Source organism: Natrinema sp. SYSU A 869 (genome assembly GCF_019879105.1).
Lineage (GTDB): Archaea > Halobacteriota > Halobacteria > Halobacteriales > Natrialbaceae > Natrinema.
This window is the reverse complement of the sequence record NZ_CP082249.1, coordinates 584301-609453: the sequence shown is the minus strand read 5'-3', so window position 1 is coordinate 609453 and position 25153 is coordinate 584301. Positions and strand designations below refer to the sequence as shown.

Here is a 25153-nt window from a genome sequence, read left to right as displayed (position 1 = left end):
CACTCGGGTCGCCTTTTCTGAGCCCCGATACGTCAGACAGCAAGTATTTATCAGGGTATTACGTATCGGGGGCCGATGCCCTCCGTGCTACTCTCTCGCCGCCGGTTGCTGAGCGCAAGCGGTGGCTGTCTCTCGGTCGCGACCGCAGGCTGTGCCGGCACCGAAAGCAGCGATTCAGCGACCGGGACCGCCGACGACGGTGTCCGCGTCGAATCGTCCCACGAGTACGAGAAAAAGGCCGTCCGCGTCGAACGTGATTCTCCGTTCGTGTATCCGAACGACGAGGCCGCCGACCACGCCGAGGATGGTCTGGGAGCCCGGCTTCACGCTTCGTTCTTCGTCACCAACACGGACGACGCCGCGGCGCTGCGAATCGACGCTCCCGACGCCGACGCGGCCGATGTGCGATCGTTCGTCGAGGCGACCGACTTCGCCGCGGAATCCGTCCTTGTCGACCAACGGTCGATCGACGACTGCTACCGGCGACGTCTGCTTGGCGTCCGCGCGGCGGACGATTCCGTCCGCACGAGCTACTGTCGGGAACTGAAGGCCCCGACGAGTGCCTGTGAGGCCCAAAAGACGGTGTTGGAAGCGACCCTCGTCCGCATTCACCGCCCCTACGAGGACCACCCCTCGAGTCGGAGCAGCAGCGAAAGCAGGTCCTGTTCGGGCAGACTTCCCGCCGACGCGACGGATGGAGAGTCGACCAACGAGACGGAAGCCAACGACACGACGACCGACGAGACGACGGTAAACGAATCCCGGAAAACGGACGAGAGAAACGAGACGAACGAGGTAAGCGACCGATGACGGGACACCGTGGCGGCCACCGGCGGCAGTTCCTCGCGGGACTCGCCGCGATCGGCGGCGCGACGGTCGCCGGCTGCAACGGCATGCCCTGGAGCGACGATACCGGGTCGACGTTCACTGCGGCCGACGCCGCCGCCGTCGTCACCGACTCGTCACCGCCGATCGAGTGGCCGGTTCCGGTCGTCCCCGCCGCCAGCGCCGTCGACGAGGGCCTCGAGCGCGTCGACACCCTGCTCGCTGACGTGCCGGACCCGCTCGACGCCGAGACGGTTCCCAACGGCGTCGTCAGGGAGGCGATCCGCGACGGCCGAAACAGCGCCCGCAAGCACCGAGCTGAGGCCGCCGCGGCGACCGGCGACGAGCTGTACCACGCGCTGCACACGACGCGCGACGCTCGAGAAAATGCCCGAGTTGCGACGACTACCTTCGCCGCGATCGACGATGAAGCACTGGTCGAACCCATCCTCGACGAGCGCTACCGGGACCGACTCGACGAGCCGGCGGATATGTCATCGGTCTTTGACGCCGCACTCGAGGCGTCGATCGATCGCGTCGACGTCGCCGACCTTCCGGCCCAGCGGAACGATCGGGACTGGCTCGATGGCGTTGATTCGGATCTCGATGACCACCTCGAACGCGTGCTCTGGCGCATCGTGGATCCAGTCTTGAGTGCGAGAAACGGCCTGCGCGAGGCGATCGAGGACGGGAGACTGGGAATCGGCCTCCACGAGGCCGTCCGGTTCGAACAGCGGTATCGGGCTCTCGAGCGCGTCCGCGACGGAATCGAGGACGGGACGGTCTCGGTCCCCGACACCGTCGACGAGATCCGCGCGGAACGGACAGCCGCGATCGACGCGGCCGCGTCGGTGCGGGAGTCGCTACCCTATTCCTCGCTCGGGACGTACGTCCTCGCGGAGACGTTGCGATCGCTCGAGTGGACCGACGAGCAGATACGGCGAGCCGCGGACAACGACGCCGACACTGCCGTCTCGCTCGGCGACGAATACGGCGAGTACGTACGCCTGCGATCGCAGTTCGAGGTCCTCCTAGACGCTGTCACGGCGTTCCGCAAGCGGCTCCAGTCGGCCTGAATAGCCCGTCCAGAGCCGACCCGGGTCCGCCGTCGCGAATCCGTAGACGGACGGTCGCCCAACACCCGATCCAGACCGCTTTACTATCCCCGGTGCGAACGGTCCCGTAAGAACCACATGGTACTGACCAAGCGAGTCATCCCGTGTATCGACGTAGATCTCGACGAGGATGGGAACCCGGCGGTCTACACCGGCGTCAACTTCGAGGACCTGAAGTACACCGGCGATCCGGTCGAGATGGCCAAGGCCTACAACGAGGCCGGCGCAGACGAGTTCGTCTTCCTCGACATCACCGCCTCCGCAGAAGGCCGCGAGACGATGCTTGACGTCGTCGAGCGCGTCGCAGACGAGGTCTTCATTCCCCTCACCGTGGGCGGCGGCATCCGCACCACCGAAGACATCAAGGAGACGCTGCGGGCCGGCGCGGACAAGGTCTCGATCACCACGGGCGCGCTCGAGCGACCCGAACTGATCAACGAGGGCGCGCGTGCGTTCGGCAGCCAGTGTATCGTCATCAGCGTCGACGCCAGACGGCGCTTCGACGAACAGGGCGAACACTACGTCGAGGTCGACGGCGAGTCCTGCTGGTTCGAGTGCACCAAAAAGGGCGGCCGCGAAGGGACCGGGATCGACGTCCTCGAGTGGGCGGCAGAGGCCGAGTCTCGCGGTGCAGGCGAACTCTTCGTCAACTCGATCGACAAGGACGGAACGAAAGACGGCTACGACCTGGCGCTGACGGAGGCGGTCTGTGACACGGTTGATACGCCCGTTATCGCCTCCTCGGGCTGTGGCGGCCCCGAGGATATGTACGACGTATTCACCGAAGCGGGTGCCGACGCCGGCCTCGCGGCCTCGATCTTCCACTTCGACGAGTACTCGATCGAGGAGACGAAGGCCTACCTCGACGAGCACGACGTTCCCGTTCGTCTCTGACTCCAACTCGAGCGAGTCGCGTTCGATCGATGGATTTCGTTCAGTATCCGATACATTTATATTCGAGAGATTACCGATTAGTATCAGTGAAATGGCGGTGTACGTGGTGTGGGAAACCGCACGCGGAGAACGACCCACCCTGTGATGAGTGTGGGCACAACGCATTCGAGGAGGCGATCGTCCGCGAGGGGGACGGCGAGTCGACGTCCTCGCCGGCTGGCGGAATAGATACCGGACCATCCTACGTCTGGGCCTGCACGAGCTGTGGCCGCGAGCACGTCAAGAACAATCCACCCTGCTCGCGCTGTGGCAATCCAACCCTCGAGAAGGCCGAGCAGACCTACGACGACGTCGACCGGGAACTCAACACGTCGGGCTGGCTGGGAGTCACTAAACCGTACCTGCCCGTAGTCGCCGTCGTCGTCCTGATCGGTGCGCTGTTCGCGACTGGAGTCGTCACCCCGTCGATGCTACCCGGGATCGGCCAACCGTCACCACCCGACGCGCCCGGCAACGGAGCCGAGGCGGCGGGTATCAACCTCGAAGAGACCGAAAAGCTGGTCCACGACCTCCTCGAGGACGAGCGTGAGTACTCGCGGACGTACGACGACGGGATCGCGGCGTACGCGGAGTACAACAACCGAGCGTTCGTGGCGCACGAGTATGACGGCAGGACGGCGGATTCGGTGGACTCGAGTGACTTCGGTGTCGACTGTCGTGGCGAACCGACCGCCGGCAAAGTACGGGTCCGCTTCTCAGTGACCGATTATGACGACGCGGAATCGCTCGCGGCGGACCTCGCGGCGATCATGGCTCCGAGCGATCGGGTCACCGGCCCCGGATACGACGGCGAGGGACTGGACATCCACGTCGTCGACGGATCGGTCTACGTGTTCTACGCGACGTGCTAGCCGGACCGTATTCGATCGAACGCTATCCGAGCCGTCTGTCTCTCTGAAACGCGGACCGAGCGACCGAAAGAATGCTGTCGAGTCGGGACTGCCGATTCACGGGCCGATGCGTTCGGCCGCCCAATACGCTTATCCCTCCGCAGTCGTGCTCTTCTATCAGTGAACTGGCGGTGTACGCGGTGTGGGAAACCGCACGCGGAAAACGACCCTCCCTGTGACGCCTGCGGTCACAACAGCTTCGAGAAGGCGATCGTTCGCGTCGACGAGGAGAGCGAATCCGGGGCCGGGAGCGACGGCGCTCCTGACACCGATCGCGAGCCGATACCGTCCGGAACCGTCGAAACCGGCCCGGAGTACGTCTGGGCCTGTCCGAACTGCGGCCGCGAGCACGTCCGAAACACCCCACCGTGTTCGCGCTGTGGCAACCCGGACCTCGAGCAGGTCGAGCGGACCTACGAGGGTCTGGAACGCGACCTCGAGACGCCGAGCTGGTTCGAGGTCGCGAAACCCTATCTTCCCGTTTTCGCCGTCCTCGGCGTCGTCATCGCGCTGTTCGCGACGGGGATCGTCCCACTGTCGGTGCTACCAGGGCTCGGACCGCCGTCGCCGCCAGATGCACCCGGCGAGGGGTCCGAGGCTGGGGGTCTCGATCTCGAGGCCACGGAAGAGGAAATTCACGACCGACTCGAGGACGAACGAGACGACGCCGAGAGCCGAACCGTCGACAGCGGCCTCTCGGCCTACGCGGAGTACCAGAATCGGCGGCTCGTCGAGCGCGAGTTCGGGGATTCCGATCCCGAGAGCGTAGCCGCCGACGAGTTCGATCACGCATGTGGCGACGCGATACCCCAGGAGGTACCGGTCGTCATTACGGCCGTCTCGGCTGCGGACTACACCGATGAGTCGGCCCTCGCCGAGGCGATCGCCGCAGAGTACCGCTCGCGGTACGGCGACGAGATGCAAACCGGGTTCGACGCGGAAGGAATCAACGTTCACGCCGCCCCGAACGGGGACATCTACACCGTTTATGCGACGTGCTGACGAGGGATGCGACGCACTGACGAGTCGCCGTCACTCGACGACCGTGATCGAGTCACCGCTGTCGGTGACGGGCAGGCAAACCGATTCGAGCGAAAAACGAGAGCCGAAATCGAGTCGTGCGATCGGCTATCGGCCGACTGCGGGCCGTGCCTTCAGGCGGCCGTTTCGAACGCGTCTCGGAACGACATTGCCTTCTCGCGGACGGTCACGGCCCCGTCCTCGAGGCATTCGAGGGGGTCAGCGCCGCCCTCGGTCTTGACGGTCAGGATGGGCTCGGTCTGCCCACCCGACTGTTCGGGGTTGACGTCGTAGGTCGCTGCGCTCACGTCATCGTGCTCGAGCAATGCGCCCTTAAGCACGTTCATGAAGGTGTGGTCCTCGCCGGCGATTTCGATCGAGAGTTCATCCTCGGTGCTCTCGGTGACCCGCAGTTCCATGTTATCCAGTCCGGCCGTCGGCTGCTTGTACCTTTCGAAGCCGCCGCTCGTCGCGGCTCGCTGAAGGCAAATCACTATACGCCCCGGTTCGAACCACGAGATATGCTCTCGCTTACGGCCCTACTGACGGTCCTCGTCGCCGCGGTGCTGGTGGGGTCGATCGCGGTCGTTCGACGGGTCCATCGGCCGACTCGGCGCTGGCGTGATGTGCTCCAGTCACGATTCGTGTACGGCGTCCCATGGGGATCGCTCATCGTCATCGCGTTCGTGGTCTGCGTCTATCTCTTCGTTCAGGACGGGATCACGAACGTCGACGATCCGGTGACGATTCCCTACCGAACGTGGTCGTACTTCTACCCGCTCGGGATGGCCACGGCAGCGTTTTCCCATGCCGGTCCCAGTCACCTCATCGGAAACCTGGCTGGAACGGTCGTCGTTGCACCGCTCGCAGAATTCATCTGGGGGCATTACCCAGCCGAGAGCGACCCGACGCGGGCCAACGCTTGGCACACCGATCCTCGAGTGCGGGCGTTCGCGGTCTTTCCGCTGGTCGTCATCGGCATTGGACTAGTGACGAGCCTGTTCGCGCTCGGTCCCGTAATCGGCTTCTCCGGTGTCGTCTTCGCCTTCGCCGGCTTCACAATTACCCATTACCCGATCGTCACGATCGTCGGCACCCTCGGCGTCCAGAGCGTGGTCTTGCGACTCTTTTACGCGCTCCGGCATCCGATCAGCGTCTACACCGCCCAGCCAAGCCCGCCTTCTGCCCCGTCGTGGGCCGGCATCGCCATTCAGGGCCACGCGCTGGGCCTCTTTCTCGGCTTCGTCCTCGGCATTGCGCTCCTCGAGCGCCGGGGGGAGCGCCCGAATCCGCTGCGACTCTGGCTCGCAGTCCTCCTGTTCGGGTTTTCGAAGCGACTGTGGGCGATCTACTGGTTCGGCGGCGAGAACACGTACGTCCTCTATCAGGGACTGGGCGTCGCCGTCGTGTCGGTACTCGCACTGGTGGTCACGCTCTCGATGACCGCGTCGGAGCGGCCGCTCGTCCCCCGACGACTCGAGGGGCTGTTCACTCAGTCAGCGCGGCCGACACCCCGGTCGGACGGTAGCGGTCGGCCGTCGATCGATCGGGTGCTCGAGCTGGCCGATGCCAGTTATCGAGACGGAGCCGTCACCGCACGCATCGACCGCGTCCGCGAGATCGCCGCAGGCACCCGAACGCGAGCCCGCGACTCGAGTTCGCTGCTCGATCTCAGCCGCAAACAGACCGCCTTTCTGGCGGTTATCTGCATCCTCGCGGTCCTCGCCGGCATCGCCATCCCCACCAATTTCCTCGTTGTCGACGAGACCACCGCGTCCTCGGATTCGGCCGTCCAGATCGAGGACTACACGATCGAGTACGTCGAAGACGTCCAGAACGGGCTCGTCAGCGGCATCGGCATCGATGCCCTCGAGAGCGACGAGGGCCTCGAGTCGAGCGGGGTGATTGTCTCGAGTGACGAGCGGGAGATCTGGATCGAGGCGGTCAGCGCACAACGCCTCGCCTTTACCGGCGAGGAGACGGTCTCCGTTGGAGGTCCCGGCTGGCGCGAGACGGCCCACGTTGAACGCATCGGCTGGGAACCAGTCGGCAACGACACCGTCTATCAGGTCTGGCTGGGTGAAGACGGCGAGACAAACGAGCTCGCATACGAATCGAACGAGTCACGGGCCGAGGCGCGGATCGCCGGCCGGAACGTGACGATCGGCTCCGACGACGGGACGTTCGTGCTCGAGGTAGCCTCAACCGAGAACGACGCCGTCGCGACGACGCCGATTCCTGACGTAAACGAAACGACGATGGCGGGCGGGGTCACCTTCGACCACGAGAACGAGTCGATCTATGCGGCCGTCGATGGGACGCGGGTCGCGGTCGCGAGCGAGGAAACGTACGATACGGTCGGCTAAGCGTACCCGGTGACGCGGTCGATCGGCGATACTTTTTATCGGCTTTCAAAATAGTTACTCGTATGTCATTAGATGGGGCGCATCTTCGCCGTCTCGCCGAGAAGGGGCACTCACTCGTCCTCACAGTACTGTCTTGGGTCGTCAGCATCGCTCGATCGGGACTCCGTTGGGTCACCACGCGACTCACTGCGCTGTGGTCCGGCCGAGCGGGGCAGTCCCTCCGCGGGCCGGTTCGGACGGTGCTCGTCGGCCGCCGTCCGATCGCCTCCCTGTCTCTCGTTCTCTTGGCAGCCATATTCGCACTCGCAACCGCGGTGGGAGTCGGGATGACGGCCGGCAGCGACCGCGTCGCCAACGCAGCCGTCGAAACGTGGAGCGGAGCCGAACTCCATCACGAGATCGTTGTTGCCGCCTGCTTGCTCGTCGGCGTCGGCGCTCTGAGCGCCGCCCTCAATTCCGGGTTCGTCCCGACGTTCGCGCTGGTCGCCAGCGTCCCGTTCGGCATCGGACTCGCACGGTACGGAACCGAATACACGGTCGGAAACATGACCCTGATCGTCTCACTGCCCGAGGCAATCGCCGATGGGACGGGCGCTGCACTCGTTGTCGGCCTCCCACTCGCGGTGCTCGGATACCTCGTGGGGGCCAGCGTCCGACGCGTCGTCGGCAAGGATCGCGGTAATTCCGGCCCCCGAATCCGTCCCGAGCGAACCTGATACTGTTACTCCCACTCGATTCGGAAGACCTCGGCCTCGAGCGTCTCCCGGGCTTCGGTGTGAAACTCGAATCGCTTCGCGATGGGAAATTCGGCCCGGAACGCGTGGGTCACGTCGCCGCCCTCGTCTGCGGCGAAGGCCTCGACGAACTCCTGACTGCCCTCGTTGTGAATCGTATAGGAGACGGCAGCGATTTTGCTGGCCGTCTCGAGGAAGTCCCGATCTGCATGCCGATTCCCGCGTTGAGCGCCGAACGGGGGGTTCGAGAGGACTGTCGCATCAGTCGTCGAAAACGGATGCCGAGTGACGTCCCCGCGGAGCCACTCGAGAGCGCGGTCGCTTCCGTCTCTGCGATCGTCCAGAACTGTTCGTTCGTTCCGGCGAGCCAGTTCGAGCGCGCCCGGATCCACGTCGATCCCCGAAACCCGATTGGCACCGGCGAGCGACGCCGCGATCGCGAGCATTCCGGTACCGGTTCCAAGATCGATGACTCGCCGTTCGAGATCATCCTGTAAGCCGGCCAGATGGCAAATGTGTGCTGCCAGCTCCGCGGGTGTCAGATACTGTTCGAGGTCGACGGCGGGCTCCGAAAAGTCCGCGATCGACTCGAGTCGGCGGGCGAGCGTACGCCGCGAGGGACCGGCCATCAGGCGTTGACGGCGATCGGTCCCTCGAGGTCGAACGCGAGCCCCTCGCGGTCGGCCCGTTCGGCACAGGCCGCCAGCGCCGGTTTGACCTTCTCGGGATCCGCAACGTCGTCAACGGTGACGGACACGGTGCCGACGCCGAGGAAGGAACCGGCGCGCACGTAGCCGCGGATGCGATCCACTTCGTCCTGCGTCGCGAGCGAGCAATCCTCGTCGAAACACGCGTCGACAGTCAGTTCGGCGAGAACCATCCCCTCGTCGGTCAGTTCGGCCTTGAGATCGCGGAGATACTCTGGTGCCGTCGACTCGAGTGCCGCGGCCTCGAGGGCGACAGGAGTGGCGTCTGCGGGCTGACAGCGATCAATCGCGGATCTATGGGACGATGTCGTACTCATTACCGAACCATACATGGCTTGCATACAAAAGTTTTTTGAATACGCAGTAGTAATACACTTGAGTCGGCGCGATGCCGTCTGCAGTGCCGAACACCCGATTCGATCGATGGAAACGTTCCCGTTCCACGATAGGTTCGAATAGAGTTAAGGATGCCCCGGGAAAGTTACACGTATGGAGCAGTGTCCGCGGTGTCGGGGTGCCGTCGAAGAATTCTCGCTCGGAGAGGTGTCGACGGTCACGTGCCCTCACTGTGGGTTCGCCGACGTCCCCGTCGAACACCAGCCTGAGGGCGAGGATCCCGAGTCTTGGCGGGACGCGTTCAATCGCTTCTACAAGGAATCGGCTAACGACTAGCCTCGAGACGCGTTGGTGTTTCTCGAGTACCGAAAGAATCGCGACACCCAGCCCCGACGAATTACTCGTTCGCGGCTGCCGCTTCCGCTTCTTCGTCGTCCGATTGGTGCTCGGCGTCCTCGTCGGAGCGCGCGGCGACGAGGCCACCACGGGCGACACTGTACAGCGGTTCGTTCGCGTGGGTTACGCCGCTGATCGAGAACGGAATGTTCGCGTCCTCCAGGTGGTCACGGAACAGCGCCTCGAAGCCACTGGGGCTCGAGGTGCCGCCGGTGACGACGACGGGGACGTCCAGCCCTTCCTCGACGTCTTCCTCGTCGACCTCTTTGACGATGTTCTCGATGACGTAGTCGAGCAGGTTCTCGTAGTAAATCGAGAGAGCGCCCTCAACGCCGCCGACATCGGTCGTAAAGTCGAGTTCGAAGTCATCTTCCTTGATCGAGGTGACCTTGTCGACGGGCGTGCCGGTCGCACGGGCAGCCTGCTCGTCGACCCAGTCGCCACCACGGGCGACGGAGAACTTCATGACGGGCACCGCGTAGTAAGAGAGACAGACGTTCGTCATCCCGGCACCGAAACTGATCCCCAGTCCGGTGAAGTTGTTGTCCGCGAGTTCGCTGTAGATGACGGACATCCCCTCGTTGATTGGTTCGGAGTCGTACCCCATGTCGTCGAGGAACGACTCGATTGTCTTCTGGTGGTACAGCGTCGAGAGATCGGAGTCAATCGGATCCGCAGGGGACGAGAAGTAGAGTTTCTCGTCGGGATACGCGGGCTCGCCGACGACCTGCTCGATGATGAGCTTCATCATCGGGATCGCGCTCTGCTCGTCGTTTGAGAGGATCCCGTGTTTCATCGGACGGCGAGTCTCCTTGTTGAAATGTTCGCAAAGTTCAGGGCATCGTCACCGACGACGTAGACCTTGTCATCTTTGCGGATGTGGAGCACTTCGCTTCGCGAGAGCATCTGCTCGGCCATATCCGAGTATTCGATCTCGACGAATGAGTTACGCTGTTGCACGAAAACCGTATCGTTCCCATCCTGCTGTGCTGACAGGATGTTCATCGTTCCGACGTCTAGGCCTTTGGCCATATGTGGGCAAGGCCACCGACGGATTATAAATCTATGTGCATTAATTTCACTTTCAGGTATTACGATACAACACGCTATTTCTTCTAGCGGGCGGGGTCTTAATTCCGTTTTACGAGCTTCCGCAACCGCTCGAGCAGACCTGAAAACGGGTTCGTCACGGTGTCGACGGCACTGTCGTCGGCCGTCGCCAGTTCCTCTGCACGCTGTTGCTCGCGCAGTTCTTTCAGTTTCGCCGTCTGGTCGTCGACTGTCGAACTCGAGGTAGTCTCTTTCGTTTCGCCGCCTTTCAGTCCCTTGAGGCCGGCGACCTGTGTCTCGACGCCCGACGAGCGGGTGGTCGTGGTGCCGGCATCGGAGTCGATGCTGACCTCCTCGAGATCGTCGCTCGCGAAGTTCAGTCGTTTGTGCTCGGTTTGCTCGACGCCGCCCCACGAGAGTTCGACGCCGTCCATCGCATCGTCGATGTCCTGTTGGATCTCAGCATCGGTGTGTTCGGGGTCGTCGTCATCCTCGTCGTCTTTGGTTGCGACGACCTCGGCCTGCTGTGCCATGTCGAGATAGTGGGCAATCAGTGCCGCACCCGTCGAGGCGGTGATGCCGGCGAGCCCGAGGGCATAGACTGCGACGACCTGAACGGTGTAATCTGCGCCGTAGCCGTTCCAGTCCTTGGGATAGACGAAGAGGAAGCCGGCGACCGCGCCGGCGGTGATGGCGACGCCGGCGATCGACGTGTACAGCATCCGACGCTCCGAGGGCAAGAGCACGACGATTCCGAGCATCGTCACTGGGAGTGCCATCATCGCGAGCGCGTACGCGGGGCCGACCCACGCGAAGTAGATCCCGGATCGCGCCTCGAACGTACTGCCCCAGAGGAAGAGCACGAGGCCGATGATCGCCAGCCCAATTCCGCCGAGGAACAGACCGAATCCGACGTAGACGTCGGTCCGATCCTCCGGTTCACCGATGTATCGACGATAGAGGTCGAAGAGATAGCCGTCTGCGGCCTGTTCCGCTGCCATTAGTCCTCTGTATATACTCCAGTACTATGACTGTTGGGACGAAAAACGAACCGAGCAAGTGACCGTATACTCCGTGTCAACCGGAAAGTGGCCAGTAGATGCCGCGAGCAGTGCTCCTACGCCCGTTTCCGTTGCTGACACCCCTGTACTAGTGTGGCGTTCCGCCGCCGAACGGTGGTTCCGCAAACCGAATCGCTCAGGTTTATGTAAATAGTTATAAATTATCCCATAGTTTGATATTGGTCGAACCACGAACTGATGCCGTTCCGAATAATGGTTGGTAATCCAAATACAATCCTCGTCGCGGATGACGATCCCAGCGTGGTAACGGGGATACGGTCATGGCTCGCGGAGGACTATCGCATCGAGACGACGACAGACGGCGACGACGCTCTCGCAGGACTGGACGATGTCGATGTCGTACTGGTCGGGCAGGGCCTCCGGACGGCGGCCGGAACCGCCGTTGCAGCGGAGGTCGAGCGCCGAACCGCGACGGGAACAACGGTGACGCTTCGCAGCGGCGAGCGAGAGGATTCTCACAATGTGGCTGGTGAAACACTCGTCAAACCACTCACAAAAGCCGACCTCCGCGAGACCGTCGATTGCCTGATGCGCCGCGCCCGTTACGACGAGTTGATGGCCGAATGCACGACCCTCGCCGCGAAACGCGGCACGGTCGAGGCCCGCTCGAACGCGGACGACTCCCTCGAGTGCGACGCGGAGCACACGGCCCTCGAGCGACGACTCGAGGCGGTGTTTTCGGAGCTGGACGAGCTGGTAGAGTCATTTGACAGCGACGACTTCCGTGCCGCGTTCGAGACGTGTACGGTCGGGGACGCCAATCGGCCCAGGCGGGCCAGCGAACTTTCCTGATCGCAGTCAGTAAGACGCTGTCGGGAGACACCATTCCGGGACCAGCCGCGGATTCGCCAGTGTACGGTGAACACACGCGTTTCTGTACAGCGTGCAGTATATACGTCCGTGGGCGTTAGGACGCTCAATGAGTCAGGAGTCGGAGTACACCGAGGGGACCTCCGGAATACGGGAATGAGTCTTAAGCACGATCGGGAGTGGGACTACGAACTCGAGGAAATCGTCAACGCGATCGAGGAGCGGGACGCGACGAAAGTCGGATTGCAGTTCCCTGAAGGGTTGAAGCGTCGCGGACCAGCCGTCGCGGATGATCTCCGGAAGCTGGCCGACGACGACGTCACCTTCATGCTCTCGGGCCAGCCGTGTTATGGTGCCTGTGATCTCGATACGTATCTGATGAAACGCACCGACGTGTTCGTTCACTTCGGCCACTCGCCGATGAAGGACACGGACAAGGTAATCTACGTGCCGCTGTTCTCGAACGTCAACGTCACGCCGATCATGGAGGAGTCGCTAGACACCTTAGAGCCCCCGAGGAGACCGAGGGCATCGGCCTCGTCACGACGGCCCAGCACATGAATCTCTACGACGAGATGAAGGCGTTCTTGGAGGACCGGGGCTACGAGGTCCACAGCCGTCGCGGTGACGAGCGGCTGACCAACGAGGGTCAGGTGCTCGGGTGCAACTACGCGAGCGCGGACGTGCCCGCGGATCAGATACTCTACGTCGGCGGCGGGAAGTTCCACCCGCTCGGGCTGGCGATGGAACACCCCGACAAACACGTCGTTATCGCGGACCCGGTCAACAATGTCGTCACCGTCGCTGACACGGACAAGTTCCTGAAACAGCGCTACGGCGCGGTCCACCGCGCGATGGACGCCGAGAAGTGGGGCGTCATCTTCTGTACCAAGATCGGCCAGGGTCGCTGGGACATGGCCCAGGAGATTGTCGACGACAACGACAACGCCTACCTCATTACGATGGACGAGGTGACGCCGGATCGCTTGCGCAATTTCGACATGGATGCGTTCGTTAACACCGGTTGTCCGCGGATCACGACCGACGACGGCCCGCAGTTCCACAAGCCGATGCTCACCCCCGGCGAGTACCGAATCGCCGTCGGCGACGAGCCACTCGACAGCCTCTCGTTCGATACGTTCCACGGCACCTGGTAGCGACGAGAATCACTCGTCGTCCCTCGCTCGTTTTCCGAGTCGGTCAGTATCGGTGTCGTCCTGATATTGACGATTGTCGGCGATAGACGGCCCTACTGATTAGTTGTATATCCATCAATCGAGAGGAAATAGAGTAATACGTTCTCGACTAAAATGGTATATATGGTTGAGTATAGGCCTCAAAAAGAGTAATTAGATATTAATTCCAAAGTGGTTTGGAGCAGTCCTTTTGCACGCTAGTCCCTGACCAGTAGTCGATGAGTAACTCAGCCCAGAGCGGATCCGCGGCCGCTACCCGCGACGATCTCTTCGCCGCCCTCGCCGACGCCCACCGACGGACCGTCCTCCGTCTCATTCGCGATCGAAGGCCCCAGGAAATTGGGAAAAACGATCTTGCGTTCCGGCTCGCGGCAGTAACATCTGATAAACAACTCGCTGCAGTGACCGACGACGACCACCAGCGAGCTCTCATCGCGCTCCACCACCGGCTCGTGCCCCGCCTGACGGACGCGGGGCTGCTCGAGGAGACCGATGATGGACTGATCCGGACCACCGATCACTGGGCGTTCCATGAGCCCGTGTTCGAGACCATCATGTCGGATCACGGGACGGCTGATGCGGACAATATTGATGCCGTCTTTGAGGCTCTCACCAACGACCGCCGACGGATGATCCTCACGGTGCTCAGCGATCAGTATCATCCGATCGCGACCGAAACACTCGCCCGCGACGTCGCGGCGCGAGAGATCGACGCGAGCGAGCGTGACGTCTCTCAGGAGCACGTCGACAAGGTGCTGGCATCGCTCGTTCACGTTCACCTCCCGCTGTTGCACGACGCCACGCTCGTTGGCTACGACGACGACACGGATCGCGTCTCCTACGAGGGCCATCCCGCCGTTCGCACAGAGTGGATCCGACCCGCAGACAGTGCGCCAGCGACGGACGTCAGGACAGCTGCTGAGGACACGGAAGTCGGTCAGTCGGACGTTCGATCCCTCGAGGGTCGGGATACGATCATCGCGACTGGACAGTCACTCTGTGAGCAGGCCGACGACGAACTCTTCTTGCTGTTCACGACGACCGGATTGCTCGAAGAGGGCTGTTTCCGCCGGATCGAGGACGCGGTCGACCGCGGCGTCGACGTCACCCTCGGATCGCGAGATCCGCGCGTTCGCGACCTCGTCCGTGAACGCGTGCCCGAAGTCGAGCTCTGGGAGCCCCAAGTGGACTGGCTCACCCTGCCGCCGGAGGGCGAATCGGTCGGTCGGCTGGTGTTTGCCGACCGCGAAGCGGTCATGATCGGCACGCTCGGACAGCGGGCTCCAGGCGACGACGAGTACGCTGAAACGGCACTCGTGGGAGATGGTCCGGACAACGGCCTCGTCGTCCTCATGAACCAGATGCTCGGCTCGCGACTCGACGAACTCGACGCGCAGCGTGCGGACCGCTGCTCGCAGTTTCCGCTGTAACCTGTGACTGCGAATCCAGTCACACCATCTGTTTTCTCACGGCCTAATCACGCCACATTGTACTGTCGGCGCGGTCTGACCCATCAGCGAAGACGACAACACTTACCCAGTCGGTCCTCGCATCCTCGAGTATGATCGCAAGCGACTGGGGTGACTGGCTCGTTCGCGAGATCGAAGACGCGAATCCGGACGGCGTCGCGGTCTGGTATCTCGGCTGTAACGGCTTCATCGTCAAGGGCCGCGAAGGAACGACGATCTACATCGACCCGTACCTCGGACTGGGAAGTCCGCCGCGGACCGTCCGCATGATTCCCGTGCCGTTCAATCCGGACGACGTGGCCGAAGCTGACGCGCTGCTGGCGACCCACGAACACACCGACCACGTTCACGGGCCGAGCCAAGCACCGATCCTCGCGAACACGGGTGCGTCCTTCTATGCGCCCGACGACAGCGTCGCAGTCGCCCGCGAAGACGAGGCGTGGACCGACGAGTGGGAGGTAACCGACGACCAGCTAACCGAAGTCACCGAAGGCGAGACCCTCGAGATCGGTGAGTTCACCGTCCACGTCGAGCAGGCGAACGACCCCGATTCGACCCACCCCGTGAGTTACGTACTCGAGCACGAGGCGGGAACTTTCTTCCACGGCGGAGACACGAAGCCAACCGACGAGTTCGAGCGGATCGGCGAGGAGTACGAAATCGACCTTGCGGCGCTCGCGTTCGGCACCGTCGGGCGGGTTCCAGACAAACAGACCCGCGAACTAACGCGAACTCGCTGGTACAACGACGAGAACCAGATCGTTGAGTGCGCCGACGCCCTCGAGTGCGAGCGGCTCCTGCCGAGCCACTGGGACATGTGGAAGGGACTCACCGCCGATCCGACGGCGCTGCACCACCACACGAACAGCTTCGAGTATCCGCAGCGACTCGAGGTCGTCGAGATTGGCGATCGGGTCGACCTGTCGTAGATCAGATATAAGTCCGTCCGCACAATTTATAGTAATGGTATGGTAACGTTGGTTCCATATGAGTAGCACCGCCGACACGGACGACGTGATCGAGGTTAGTACTAACGGGATAGCCGTCCGAAAGACGTTCACGGCGGACGAGTTTCCCGTCCCCGCGATCCGATTCGAGATCGAGTCGAATCGCGACGATCCGGTAACGTTTCAGCTCTCAGAGGACGTTCCTGAGTCGTTCCCGATGGACAAGGTGGGGTTTCATCCCGACTTTCACAGCGACGACTGGACAGCCTATCAGGACCACCACGTCGAGTTTATCGCCACGCTCGAGCCCGGCGAACGACTCGAGACGGTCTACGGCATTCAGATCGACGACGAGAGTCAAGCCGCGGAGTTCCTCACGGAACCGACGATCGTTGAACGCGAGACCGGCAACGACGGGACGGTAGAGGCCGACGAAGTCGACGACGAGGTCATAGACAATATCGTCTCCGAGGACCGCAATCAGGCCGTCAAAGACATGATCGCCGGCGACTCCGACGCCGTTCCGGGACTCGAGGACGACGAGTCCGACGCGGCGACCGACTCTAGCGAGGATTCCGACGAGGAGTCGAGCGGACTCGATCTCGATCTCGGCAACGTCGATCCCGGCCCTGACCCGGCCGGTACCAACGCGGACGACACCGAGGAAGAAACGGATACGCCCGACATCGACCTCGGATTCGAGGAAGAGGAGATCCCGGAGCCGGACAGCGACGACGACCCCACGACCGATGTCGACGCGGACGACGACGGAACCGACGAGCCCGACGAGTCCGCAGTCGAACTCGATCTCGGTACCGATACGGACGAGACAGGGACTGACGACGCCGGACTGGGCGGTCTCGAGGCTGACGACACCGACGAGACGCTCGAAGACGACGCCGAGGCGGACGAGGAGGCCGAACCCGCAATCGATCTCGGTCTCGAGGAGGCGGCGGACACCGCTGACGAAGACGAGACGGCCGCGGAGACCGAACCTGATGCCGCCGAGTCCATTGACGGGGTCGACGAATCGGACGACGAGGCCGAGGACGGCGATAGCGAGTCGCCCGAACTGGAGCTCGACGCCGGTTCCGAGACCGACGCTGACGCAGATGAAACGGATGCTGACGAGCCGGCTGTCGATGCAGACGAAATGGATACCGACGAGCCGGCTGTCGAGACGGACGAGAGCGACAGCAAACCGGCTGCCGATTCCGAACCGACCGTCGAAGACGACGAACGGGAAGCCATGGACGACGAACCCGTGACGGACGATGGCGTTGCGGACGACTCAAGCGAGACGGCGACTGAGCCCGACCTCGAGCCGGAGTCCGAAGACGCGGTAGCCGAGGTCGACGATGCCGACGCCGAGGACGCGGCCGTGGCAGCCGAGGCGGAACCGACCGATACAGCGCCGACCCCCGAGCCCGATGTCGACGAGTCGATCGCGACTCGTCTCGCAACCGAGATCAGTGACGAGACGGTCGACGACGACGATCTCGAGACCATCCAGACGGCACTCGACCTCGAGCCATCGGGGCCCGCGATCGCGAAAGTCGAGCACCTCCAGCGCCGCGTCGAGGAGGTCACCGCCTACACCGACGCGATCGAGACGTTCCTCAAGGAGAGCGGCACTGGTGCACAGCTCATCGAGGAACTCCAGACCGATATCGACGCACTCGAGTCCGACTTCGCGTCGATGGACGAGCGACTCGCGGGAACGGAGTCACAGGTCGGCGAACTCGACGAGGATATTGCCGATCTTAGCGACTGGAACGCCGATATCGAGGCAAATCTGAACGCGGTCGACGACGATGTCGGCGACCTCGAGGCGACCGTCGACGACCTCGCAGCAGATATCGATGGAGTCGACGACGAAGTCGAAACGGTGTCGGACGGGCTCGAGACGGTCGAGGGAGATCTGGAAATCGTCGAATCAGACGTTGAGTCGGTTGAATCGGACGTCGAGTTCGTGGAGGAAGACGTCGAATCGGTCAAATCGGATGTCGAAGCGGTCGAAGCCGACATCGAGTCCGTGGAGGAAGACGTTGGATCCGTCGAATCGGACGTCGAGAACGTCGCGGAGAATCTCGAGGACGTCGAAGACGATGTCGAATCCGTCGAGGACGAACTCGAGGACGTGAAGGCGGACGTAACGGATATTCAGGAGTGGCGCGACCAACTCGGCTCGATGTTCTCGGACTGAGCCGAGTCGTCACTATCGGCCCAACGTAGAGCTATTCCGGAAACACAACTCGTTTATCCGTCGGCAGTGGAATATCGGTCGATGGGCGAGACGATACCGATCGCTGTTCCACGTAAGGGGCGACCCCTCGAGTCGGTACTCGACCGACTCGCGGACCGCCTCAACGTCCCCGAACTCGCGGACGACATCACGTCGACGCTTCGCCACGAAAAGGCACTCACGAAGGGATCGATCAATCCTGACGAGGAGGACGTCTACCATCGTCTCGCTGACTACAGCACCGTGGATGATCCGACCGAACCCGAGTACACGCTCTTGCGGGATGATCGGGCCGGCAAACCACGGCGGATCGTCTTCGACAGCGTGACGATCCCACTGACGGCCGTCGAGGGAGCCCCTGACGACGCGACGATCCAACTCGTGGGTCGCGAGGAGCCGTTCCGCTCCCTGCGCACCCACGAGTTCGCGCTCGGCTTCGACAGCGCCGATCTCGTCCTTGAGGAGGTCGTCGAACTCCGATCGGAGCCGCTCGGCCGGATCGCCGACATCAACGCCCGGATAAACCCCTCCGACACCGACGTTCAGGTCGTCACCGGGCTCGGCGATACCGTCTACCACACGCTGTTGGCCGCGCCTGAGATCGTCCCGGCCTCGGGATCGCTCGATCGCGACTTCCTCGAGCGCTACGAGGGACCGCTCTGTATCGAGCCGAGATACGAACGGCTCGTTCAGGCCGTGCTCGGCACGCGGGCGCTCGAGGGCATCGACTTCCGCTACCCCGAGGAGGGACGCGAGGAGGAGGCGGCCATCGCCGACGCAGGGATAGGTGTCTACCTAACCGTCACCGGATCGACCGCGCGCGAACACGGACTCTTGCTGGGCGAACAGTTGTTCCCTAGCGAGACGGTATTGCTTGAGAACACGGCGGAGACGACTCAGACTGTCGAACTTGTCCGATCACTGTTAAACGGTGGCGACCTCGAGACGGAACTCGCCGTCGGTCGATAGGCATCGTACCGTTCGGTCGCTGTGAGACCGCCGAGTTCGTCAGTATCGCTTTTTCGGAGCGATTCGATAGTGATCGTTCGTCTCGAGTAGCGACGAACTCTTCAAGCCGATGCGACTACCGACAACCGGGAGGCGAGTCAATTCTGGGGAAACACTCACACTCGGCCTGAGGTACGAACACCCACGAGTGAGAGTGACATTCTCGTAGAGCGATCGAACGGCCGTGCGACGGTGACGCTCGACCGACCGGAAAAGGCCAATTCGTTGACTGGCGAGATGTTCGCCGCGCTCGGTGACGCGTTCGCCGAGTTCGCGGTCGAGGATGTCGACGTGGTGACGATCCGCGGTGCGGACGGGACCTTCTCCGCCGGCGTGGACATGTCGGACATGCCGGAGTGGGGCACGGCCGACCCGCTCGTCGTCCGCGATCAGCTCGAGTCGATCCACGAGGACTTGCGGGCCATCGAGCGACTGGACGCGCCCGTCGTCGCCGCGCTGGAGGGCCACGTCCTCGGTGGCGGCCTCGAACTGGCGCTGACCTGTGACGTCCGTATCGCCGACAGTTCCACGGAGTTCGGCCTCCCGGAGTCCGAGATGGGACTCGCGATGGATTTAGGCGGCGCACAGAAGCTACCGGGATTCGTCGGCGAAGGACTGACCAAGTACCTCGTCATGACCGGTCGAACAATCGACGCCGACCGCGCGTTCGACGCGGGGCTGATCGAGGAAGTCCACATCCCGCGGCGTTCGAGGACGAGTTGCGGGCCCTCGAGGACGACCTGGCGAGCAAACCCACCTACGTCCACGGGCTCGCCAAACGCCAGATTCACTCGGCCCGACCGCTGAACCTCGAGGAGGCGATGCAGCAGGTAATTCACCACGCGATCGCCGCCTATCAGGAAGACGAGACCCAGCGGCGGGTCGCCGACTTCTTCGACGACTGACCGACTCCGGCGGTGCTATCGACCTTCGAACGTCGACCCAAGGTGCTACCGACCCTCGAACTCCGGCTCCCGTCGCTCTAACTGCGCCTCGAACCCTTCTTTCCGGTCGCGGGTTCCATACACCTGCATCGCCAGCCGGTGCTCGGTAGAGAGACCGTCCTCAAGGGGCACGTCGAACGTCGCCTGAAACGCCTCGAGCGCGTTCGCGATGCCCAGCGGTGCCTTCTCGGTCAGTTCGTCGGCTAGTTCCTTCGCGCGGTCGTCGACGGCGTCCTCGGCGACGACCTCGGTAACGAGGTTACACTGTGCCGCCTCCTCGGGGTCGACGTAGTCGCCCGTCAGCACGAGTTCCTTGGCCTTCCCGATGCCGACAATTCGGGGCAGGCGCTGGGTCGAGCCCTGATGCGGGAAGATGCCCAGGTTCACCTCGATGATGCCGTACTTCGTCTCTGCACCCAGCACACGGAGGTCCGCCGGGAGCGTGAGTTCGAACCCGCCGGCGATGCCGGCACCCTTGATGCCCGCGACGACCGGCGTCGTCGTCTCGTCAATCGTATCCAGTAGTTCGCGGAATGCGCGGTGGAACTCGTCGTGCTCGTCGACGTCCTTCTCGTGCATCATCTCGAGTTGGAAGCCGGCACAGAACACCGAGCCCTCGCCCAGCAGGGTCGCGGCGCGGACGTCGTCGTCCTCGTCAACCTCGCTGATGGCAGCGGTGAGATCCGCGACGGTCGCCTCGTTCATCGCGTTGCGTTTTGCCGGGCGGTCGATAATCACGTCGGCACGCTTCCCGTCGCGCTCGATCCGAACGTGACTGTTTCCGATTTCGGACATACGACCCCCTCATCAGGGAGCAGTAAAAGCGTTTTCCAGGTCTGTCTGAGAGACAGGTTCCGTCGTCGATGAGACGCGACCGCGTCTCGAGACGAATTACGGCGAGGCCGTCGGGGTCGCGACGAACCGAGCGGGCGCACCGTCGCCCCCGTCGAGGGACAGCGGAAATCCGAAGACGGTCGGACGGGTGCCGGCCAGCGAGGCCGGGATGCTGAGGTGCTCTGCGATGAGCACACCCTCCGACAGCAGTGCGTAATGGATCGGATACTCGTCCCAGCCGTCGGGTCGCGTAGCGCGGGGCCGGTCCGGACTCGGCGTGTCGACGGCCAGCAGTTTCACCCCCTGCTCGAGCAGCCAGTCGCCGACGTCGGCGGCGAGCCACGGGTACCGCTCGTACTCCTCGCAGTCGTATCGGTCGCCCCAGCCGGTCCGGATGAGGAGGATATCGCCGGATCGAACGTCGTCCGTAGCCGCCGCCAGTTCGGCTGCGGTGATCGGTTCGGATTCCTCGCGGGCCACGTCGATGACCGTCGCGGGACCGGCGAATCGCTCGAGCGGGAACTCGTCGATTGTCGCGCCGTCGGCGATCATGTGTCGGGGCGCATCGACGTGCGTGCCGACGTGGGTCGGTGTCCCAACCCACTGGGCGTTGACCCCGTCGCGATCGACATCGCTTATCGTCTCGAACTCGGGGGCCGGAAGCGCCGCCGAGTGTGGGATGTCGCCGTCGAACGGCTGGGTGAGGTCGATCCAGTCCGTGTGGGGTGGGTCATCGGTCATGGTCGAAGAGACGGGACGGCGGACGGTAGAAGCGACGATCAGCGGTGGCGTCAGTCAAGCGCCGCCGATAATCTGCATCAGTTCCTCGTCTTTGGTGACCGCCGCGGCGTCGTCCGTCTCGGCGATGATCTCGCCGCGCTCGATGACGTACAACCGGTCGACGAAGTCCTTGACCTGATTGATCTGGGATTCGGCGACGAAGACGGCGGCGTCGAACTCCTCGCGGATTCTCGGAATGCTCTCGATCAGGTCCTGCTTGATGCTCGGTGCGAGCCCCTCGAACGGTTCGTCTAACAGGACCAGTTCCGGTTCGGCGACGAGCGCGCGGGAGACGGTGACCATCTGCTGTTGTCCCCCGGAGAGTTTCCCGGCCGGCTGGTCGAGGAAGCTCTCCATCGCGGGGAAGATGTCGAGGACGACCGAGAGTCGGTCATCGAAATCGATCGCGTCGCTCTCACCGCCCCACAGCGCCATTTCGATGTTCTCTCGAGACGTCAGCTTCGAGATGAGACGGCGGTCCTCGGGTGCGAAGCCGATCCCGAGACGCTTGCGTTCGTGGGTCGGGGCATTCGTGATGTCCTCGCCGCGGAACGACACGGACCCCTGCTGGACGGTCTGGAGCCCCATGACGGAGCGGAACGTCGAGGTCTTGCCGGCCCCGTTCCGACCGATGATGCCAACGGTTTCGCTCTCGTCGACCGCGAGGTCGATGTCCCGCAGCACGGTGATGTCCTCGATCGAGGCGTCGACGCCGTCGAGTTCGAGCAACATTACTCCTCACCCCGGATGCGCTGTTTGACCGTTTGATCCTCGAGTACTTCCTCGGGCGTGCCGTCGATGAGCTTGCGCCCCTGGTCCATCGCGACGACGCGTTCGGCGTAATCGGCGACGAGTTCCATGTCGTGTTCGATGAACAGTACCGCCGAGTCGGAGGTCTCGAAGTAGTTCTGTAGTCGGTCCATGATGGCGTACTTGTTCTCCGTCGCGACACCGCTGGTCGGCTCGTCGAGGATGAGCAGTTTCGGTCGCATCGCGACACTCATGCAGACGTCGAGGATCTTCTTGTCCCCGTGCGGGATCGCTTCGGCCTCCGTCTCCCGCTTCTCTGCGAGGCCGAATTCGTCGAGCAGGTCGACCGCTTCGGCGCGGGTGTCGTTCTCCCAGTCGAGCACGGTAAACAGGGAATTATTCTTCTGATCCCGGGAGAGGATCGCCGAGCGGACGTTCTCGACGAGCGTGAGGTCGTCGCAGACCCGTGGGATCTGAAATGAGCGGACGAGTCCCGCTTGAGCACGGTTGTAGACCGGCGACCCCTGCAGCGATTTCCCGTCGAAGACGATCTCGCCGGATGTCGCGTCGAGCACGCCGGTCAGCAGGTTGACGAAGGTCGTCTTGCCGGCACCGTTCGGGCCGATGATGCCGACGATCTCGCCGCTGTCAACTTCGAAGTCCATCCCGTCGACGGCCCTGAGATCGCCGAACTCCTTGGTCAGCCCCTGGGTCTCGAGGACGGACATCACTTCTCACCTCCGCCGTCTCGCCAGTCGCGAACCCTGCGACGGATCCGTGCGCCGATGCCTGAGATGCCCTCAGGCTCGAACACGATCACGAGGAACAGGACGAGGCCCATCATGAAGTGCCAGTACTCGGTCAACTGCTGGGCCTGGCTGCGGATGAGGATGAACGCGCCCGCGCCGGTGATCGGGCCGAAGAACCAGCCTGTGCCACCGAGGACGGTCATGAAGGCTAGCTCGCCAGAACGCGCCCAGTGGAGCACCGTGTCCGGCGTGACGTGGCCGTTGAGGAACGCGTACATCGCGCCTCCAAGACCGGTGAAGACGCCGGACATGATGCTCGCGTACCACCGGTAGCGCCGGACCGGGATGCCGATGGCGCGCGCTCGCTCCGGGTCGTCCCGGATGGTCTTGAGCGTGAGGCCGAACGGCGAGTGCATGAACGTCCACAGCAACACGACCGTCACCACGAACGCGATCAGGATGACGTAGTAGAGGATCCCCATCAGGTAGCCTGCGTACCCCCATACCGTGAGGTAGTTGATGCCGGCGATGGTTGGCGTCGTGATCGCGACGCCGTCGGTACCCCCGGTGACGGTGTACATCTTCACCGTCAGCACGTAGATCAGGTGTGCGAGCGCCAGCATCAACAGCGCGTAGTACACCTCGGTGTGGCGAACCGAGATGAAGCCGATGACGACCGCGATGGTCCCCGCGACGAGGACGCCGAACGGGATCAACAGGAGCAGTTCGGTTATCCCGTAGAACTGCATCGCGAGTCCGACCGCGTACGCCGACCCGCCGAAGAAGGCAGCGTGCCCGAACGAGAGCAGGCCGGTGTAGCCCAAGAGCACGTTGTACGCCAGCGCCGCGATAGCGAACGCGAGTATCTGCCCCAGCAAGAACACCTCGTACTGCCCCGTTCCGGGCAGGTACGGGAAGGCGAACGCGCCGACCAGCAGCAGGGCACCGGCGGCGCTCGAGAGATTGCCGAACCGCTGTCTGATACCGACCGCAACTCCGGTTTTCGTGTCCTGACTCATGCTTCGATCTCTCCGAACAGTCCGGTTGGTTTAATCAACATTACGACGGCCATCAGGAGGAAGACGAGCGCCAACTCGAGGACCGGCACGTAGTACGCCCCGTAGGCCTGTACCATGCCAATAGTTAGCGAGGCAGCGATGGCACCCTTGAGACTCCCGAGGCCGCCGATGACGAGCACCGCGAACGCGAGAATGACAAACTCGAGTGCCAACCCGGTCGTCATAGAGGCGGTCGGGAGGTAGAGCGCGCCGCCGAGTGCCGCCAGCGCGATGCCGATGACGAACACTTTGAGGTGGATCGACCGCGTGTCGATCCCGGCGAAGCTGACGGCTTCCTCGTCCTCGGCCATCGCGAGCGTGATCTTTCCGAGGCGGGTCTCCTCGAAGAAGTAGTAGAGCGTGCCGGCGACCAGGGCGGTGACGAGGATTGTCAGCACTGACCACCACGGGTACGTTCCTCCGGGGAGGGTGAACGTACCGAGCAGGTTTGAGGGTGCCGTCGCGCTCACCGGCTCGCCACTCCAGATGAACTTCATCGCATCCTCCATCATCAGGATGATCCCGAACGTTGCTAGCAGCTGGTAATCGTCCTCAAGGCCGTACAGCGGCTTGAACGCGGTCCGTTCCATCACCAGGCCAATCGCCGAGACGACGGCCGGGACGACGACGAGGAGCAAGACGAGAAAGACGACGAACAGGCCGACGAACCCGAGGCTCCCGCCGACCGCGTCGACGGTCGCGTGGACGAGGCTAGCGGCCAGATACGCCCCGAGTGGTAGGAAAGCCGCGTGGGCGAGGTTCAGGAAGTTGAGCATCCCGTAAATTAGGGATAGGCCGGTGCCAAGCAGGAACAGCGTCGCCGCTCCCGATAGGCCGTTGAGAAGGATTACCAGTTGTTCGCTGATGAGTTGTTGAACCATGAGTTGT

Annotated in this window: 25 protein-coding genes and 2 pseudogenes; 16 read left to right on the top strand and 11 right to left on the bottom strand. The window is 63.1% G+C overall.

Translation table 11 applies throughout. The features are described from left to right. Positions 1-75 precede the first annotated feature (75 nt). The 5 genes from K6I40_RS11155 (at position 76) to K6I40_RS11135 (ending at position 4786) form a co-directional block, all read left to right on the top strand. Positions 76-810: a hypothetical protein gene (locus K6I40_RS11155; RefSeq protein ID WP_222919064.1), complete on the top strand. Its 735-nt coding sequence runs from the start codon at positions 76-78 to the stop codon at positions 808-810. After that, positions 807-1901, top strand: coding sequence for a hypothetical protein (locus K6I40_RS11150; RefSeq protein WP_222919063.1), 1095 nt, complete (start codon positions 807-809; stop codon positions 1899-1901). Before K6I40_RS11155 ends, K6I40_RS11150 begins: the two co-directional genes overlap by 4 nt. Positions 1902-2018: 117 nt before the next feature. After that, positions 2019-2834 (top strand): imidazole glycerol phosphate synthase subunit HisF, encoded by an 816-nt coding sequence (hisF, locus tag K6I40_RS11145; protein WP_222919062.1) that lies wholly within the window; start codon positions 2019-2021, stop codon positions 2832-2834. A gap of 86 nt (positions 2835-2920) precedes the next feature. Next, positions 2921-3745 (top strand): hypothetical protein, encoded by an 825-nt coding sequence (locus K6I40_RS11140; RefSeq protein WP_222919061.1) that lies wholly within the window; start codon positions 2921-2923, stop codon positions 3743-3745. Positions 3746-3904: 159 nt separating this feature from the next. After that, entirely contained in the window at positions 3905-4786 is an 882-nt protein-coding gene (locus K6I40_RS11135; protein WP_222919060.1) for a hypothetical protein, read from the top strand. A 152-nt stretch (positions 4787-4938) separates the two neighbouring features. On the opposite strand, the gene K6I40_RS11130 is transcribed toward K6I40_RS11135, so the two are convergent. Continuing rightward, on the bottom strand, positions 4939-5223 hold the full coding sequence (locus K6I40_RS11130) for a DNA-directed RNA polymerase subunit L (RefSeq protein ID WP_222920348.1): 285 nt from the start codon (positions 5221-5223) through the stop codon (positions 4939-4941). A gap of 102 nt (positions 5224-5325) precedes the next feature. On the opposite strand from K6I40_RS11130, the gene K6I40_RS11125 reads away from it, so the two are divergent. Next, the gene (locus K6I40_RS11125; RefSeq protein ID WP_222919059.1) at positions 5326-7170 is read left to right on the top strand and encodes a rhomboid family intramembrane serine protease; all 1845 of its coding nucleotides are present in this window, start codon (positions 5326-5328) and stop codon (positions 7168-7170) included. Between the two features lie 62 nt (positions 7171-7232). After that, positions 7233-7886: a hypothetical protein gene (locus tag K6I40_RS28380; protein ID WP_255681982.1), complete on the top strand. Its 654-nt coding sequence runs from the start codon at positions 7233-7235 to the stop codon at positions 7884-7886. 5 nt (positions 7887-7891) lie between these two features. Here K6I40_RS28380 and K6I40_RS11115 read toward each other — a convergent pair whose 3' ends face one another. Together K6I40_RS11115 and K6I40_RS11110 are read right to left on the bottom strand one after the other, a co-directional pair. Continuing rightward, positions 7892-8533, bottom strand: coding sequence for an METTL5 family protein (locus K6I40_RS11115; RefSeq protein WP_222919058.1), 642 nt, complete (start codon positions 8531-8533; stop codon positions 7892-7894). After that, positions 8533-8928 (bottom strand): hypothetical protein, encoded by a 396-nt coding sequence (locus tag K6I40_RS11110; RefSeq protein ID WP_222919057.1) that lies wholly within the window; start codon positions 8926-8928, stop codon positions 8533-8535. Before K6I40_RS11110 ends, K6I40_RS11115 begins: the two co-directional genes overlap by 1 nt. A 172-nt stretch (positions 8929-9100) precedes the next feature. On the opposite strand from K6I40_RS11110, the gene K6I40_RS11105 reads away from it, so the two are divergent. Next, positions 9101-9283 (top strand): zf-TFIIB domain-containing protein, encoded by a 183-nt coding sequence (locus tag K6I40_RS11105; RefSeq protein WP_222919056.1) that lies wholly within the window; start codon positions 9101-9103, stop codon positions 9281-9283. 61 nt (positions 9284-9344) lie between these two features. Here K6I40_RS11105 and K6I40_RS11100 read toward each other — a convergent pair. Together K6I40_RS11100 and K6I40_RS11095 are read right to left on the bottom strand one after the other, a co-directional pair. Next, positions 9345-10375 (bottom strand): annotated as a pseudogene (locus K6I40_RS11100) (hypothetical protein). Positions 10376-10473: 98 nt separating this feature from the next. After that, positions 10474-11394, bottom strand: a complete 921-nt coding sequence (locus tag K6I40_RS11095) for a permease (protein WP_222919055.1) — start codon at positions 11392-11394, stop codon at positions 10474-10476. Between the two features lie 273 nt (positions 11395-11667). Here K6I40_RS11095 and K6I40_RS11090 point away from each other — a divergent pair, with 273 nt between their 5' ends. The 8 genes and pseudogenes from K6I40_RS11090 to K6I40_RS11055 all read left to right on the top strand — a co-directional run bounded on the left by K6I40_RS11090 (position 11668) and on the right by K6I40_RS11055 (position 20055). After that, entirely contained in the window at positions 11668-12267 is a 600-nt protein-coding gene (locus K6I40_RS11090) for a HalX domain-containing protein (protein WP_222919054.1), read from the top strand. A gap of 174 nt (positions 12268-12441) precedes the next feature. Further along, a pseudogene (gene dph2, locus K6I40_RS11085) lies at positions 12442-13442 on the top strand (diphthamide biosynthesis enzyme Dph2). Between the two features lie 257 nt (positions 13443-13699). After that, complete coding sequence (locus K6I40_RS11080) at positions 13700-14911, top strand: hypothetical protein (RefSeq protein WP_222919053.1); 1212 nt, start codon at positions 13700-13702, stop codon at positions 14909-14911. A 131-nt stretch (positions 14912-15042) separates the two neighbouring features. Continuing rightward, positions 15043-15879 carry an MBL fold metallo-hydrolase gene (locus tag K6I40_RS11075; protein ID WP_222919052.1) on the top strand — a complete coding sequence of 279 codons (837 nt, stop codon included), beginning with the start codon at positions 15043-15045 and terminating at the stop codon, positions 15877-15879. Between the two features lie 58 nt (positions 15880-15937). Further along, entirely contained in the window at positions 15938-18103 is a 2166-nt protein-coding gene (locus tag K6I40_RS11070; RefSeq protein ID WP_222919051.1) for an AAA family ATPase, read from the top strand. A gap of 81 nt (positions 18104-18184) precedes the next feature. Further along, the gene (locus K6I40_RS11065; protein WP_222919050.1) at positions 18185-19111 is read left to right on the top strand and encodes a hypothetical protein; all 927 of its coding nucleotides are present in this window, start codon (positions 18185-18187) and stop codon (positions 19109-19111) included. Positions 19112-19342: 231 nt separating this feature from the next. Beyond that, a complete protein-coding gene (locus K6I40_RS11060) occupies positions 19343-19957 on the top strand; it encodes an enoyl-CoA hydratase/isomerase family protein (protein ID WP_222919049.1) in 615 nt (204 codons plus the stop codon). Further along, positions 19870-20055: a hypothetical protein gene (locus K6I40_RS11055; protein WP_222920489.1), complete on the top strand. Its 186-nt coding sequence runs from the start codon at positions 19870-19872 to the stop codon at positions 20053-20055. Before K6I40_RS11060 ends, K6I40_RS11055 begins: the two co-directional genes overlap by 88 nt. Before the next feature lie 45 nt (positions 20056-20100). Here the strand turns inward: K6I40_RS11055 and K6I40_RS11050 are convergent, their stop codons facing one another. From K6I40_RS11050 to K6I40_RS11025, 6 genes are all read right to left on the bottom strand, one after another. Further along, positions 20101-20889 (bottom strand): enoyl-CoA hydratase/isomerase family protein, encoded by a 789-nt coding sequence (locus K6I40_RS11050; protein ID WP_222919048.1) that lies wholly within the window; start codon positions 20887-20889, stop codon positions 20101-20103. 96 nt (positions 20890-20985) lie between these two features. Next, a complete protein-coding gene (locus K6I40_RS11045; RefSeq protein WP_222919047.1) occupies positions 20986-21669 on the bottom strand; it encodes a cyclase family protein in 684 nt (227 codons plus the stop codon). A gap of 54 nt (positions 21670-21723) precedes the next feature. Beyond that, positions 21724-22440 (bottom strand): ABC transporter ATP-binding protein, encoded by a 717-nt coding sequence (locus tag K6I40_RS11040; protein ID WP_222919046.1) that lies wholly within the window; start codon positions 22438-22440, stop codon positions 21724-21726. Further along, positions 22440-23186 carry an ABC transporter ATP-binding protein gene (locus K6I40_RS11035; RefSeq protein ID WP_222919045.1) on the bottom strand — a complete coding sequence of 249 codons (747 nt, stop codon included), beginning with the start codon at positions 23184-23186 and terminating at the stop codon, positions 22440-22442. The genes K6I40_RS11040 and K6I40_RS11035 overlap by 1 nt, the downstream gene beginning before the upstream one ends. After that, positions 23186-24226 (bottom strand): branched-chain amino acid ABC transporter permease, encoded by a 1041-nt coding sequence (locus tag K6I40_RS11030; RefSeq protein ID WP_222919044.1) that lies wholly within the window; start codon positions 24224-24226, stop codon positions 23186-23188. The genes K6I40_RS11035 and K6I40_RS11030 overlap by 1 nt, the downstream gene beginning before the upstream one ends. Continuing rightward, positions 24223-25146, bottom strand: a complete 924-nt coding sequence (locus K6I40_RS11025; RefSeq protein ID WP_222919043.1) for a branched-chain amino acid ABC transporter permease — start codon at positions 25144-25146, stop codon at positions 24223-24225. Before K6I40_RS11025 ends, K6I40_RS11030 begins: the two co-directional genes overlap by 4 nt. Positions 25147-25153 lie beyond the last annotated feature (7 nt).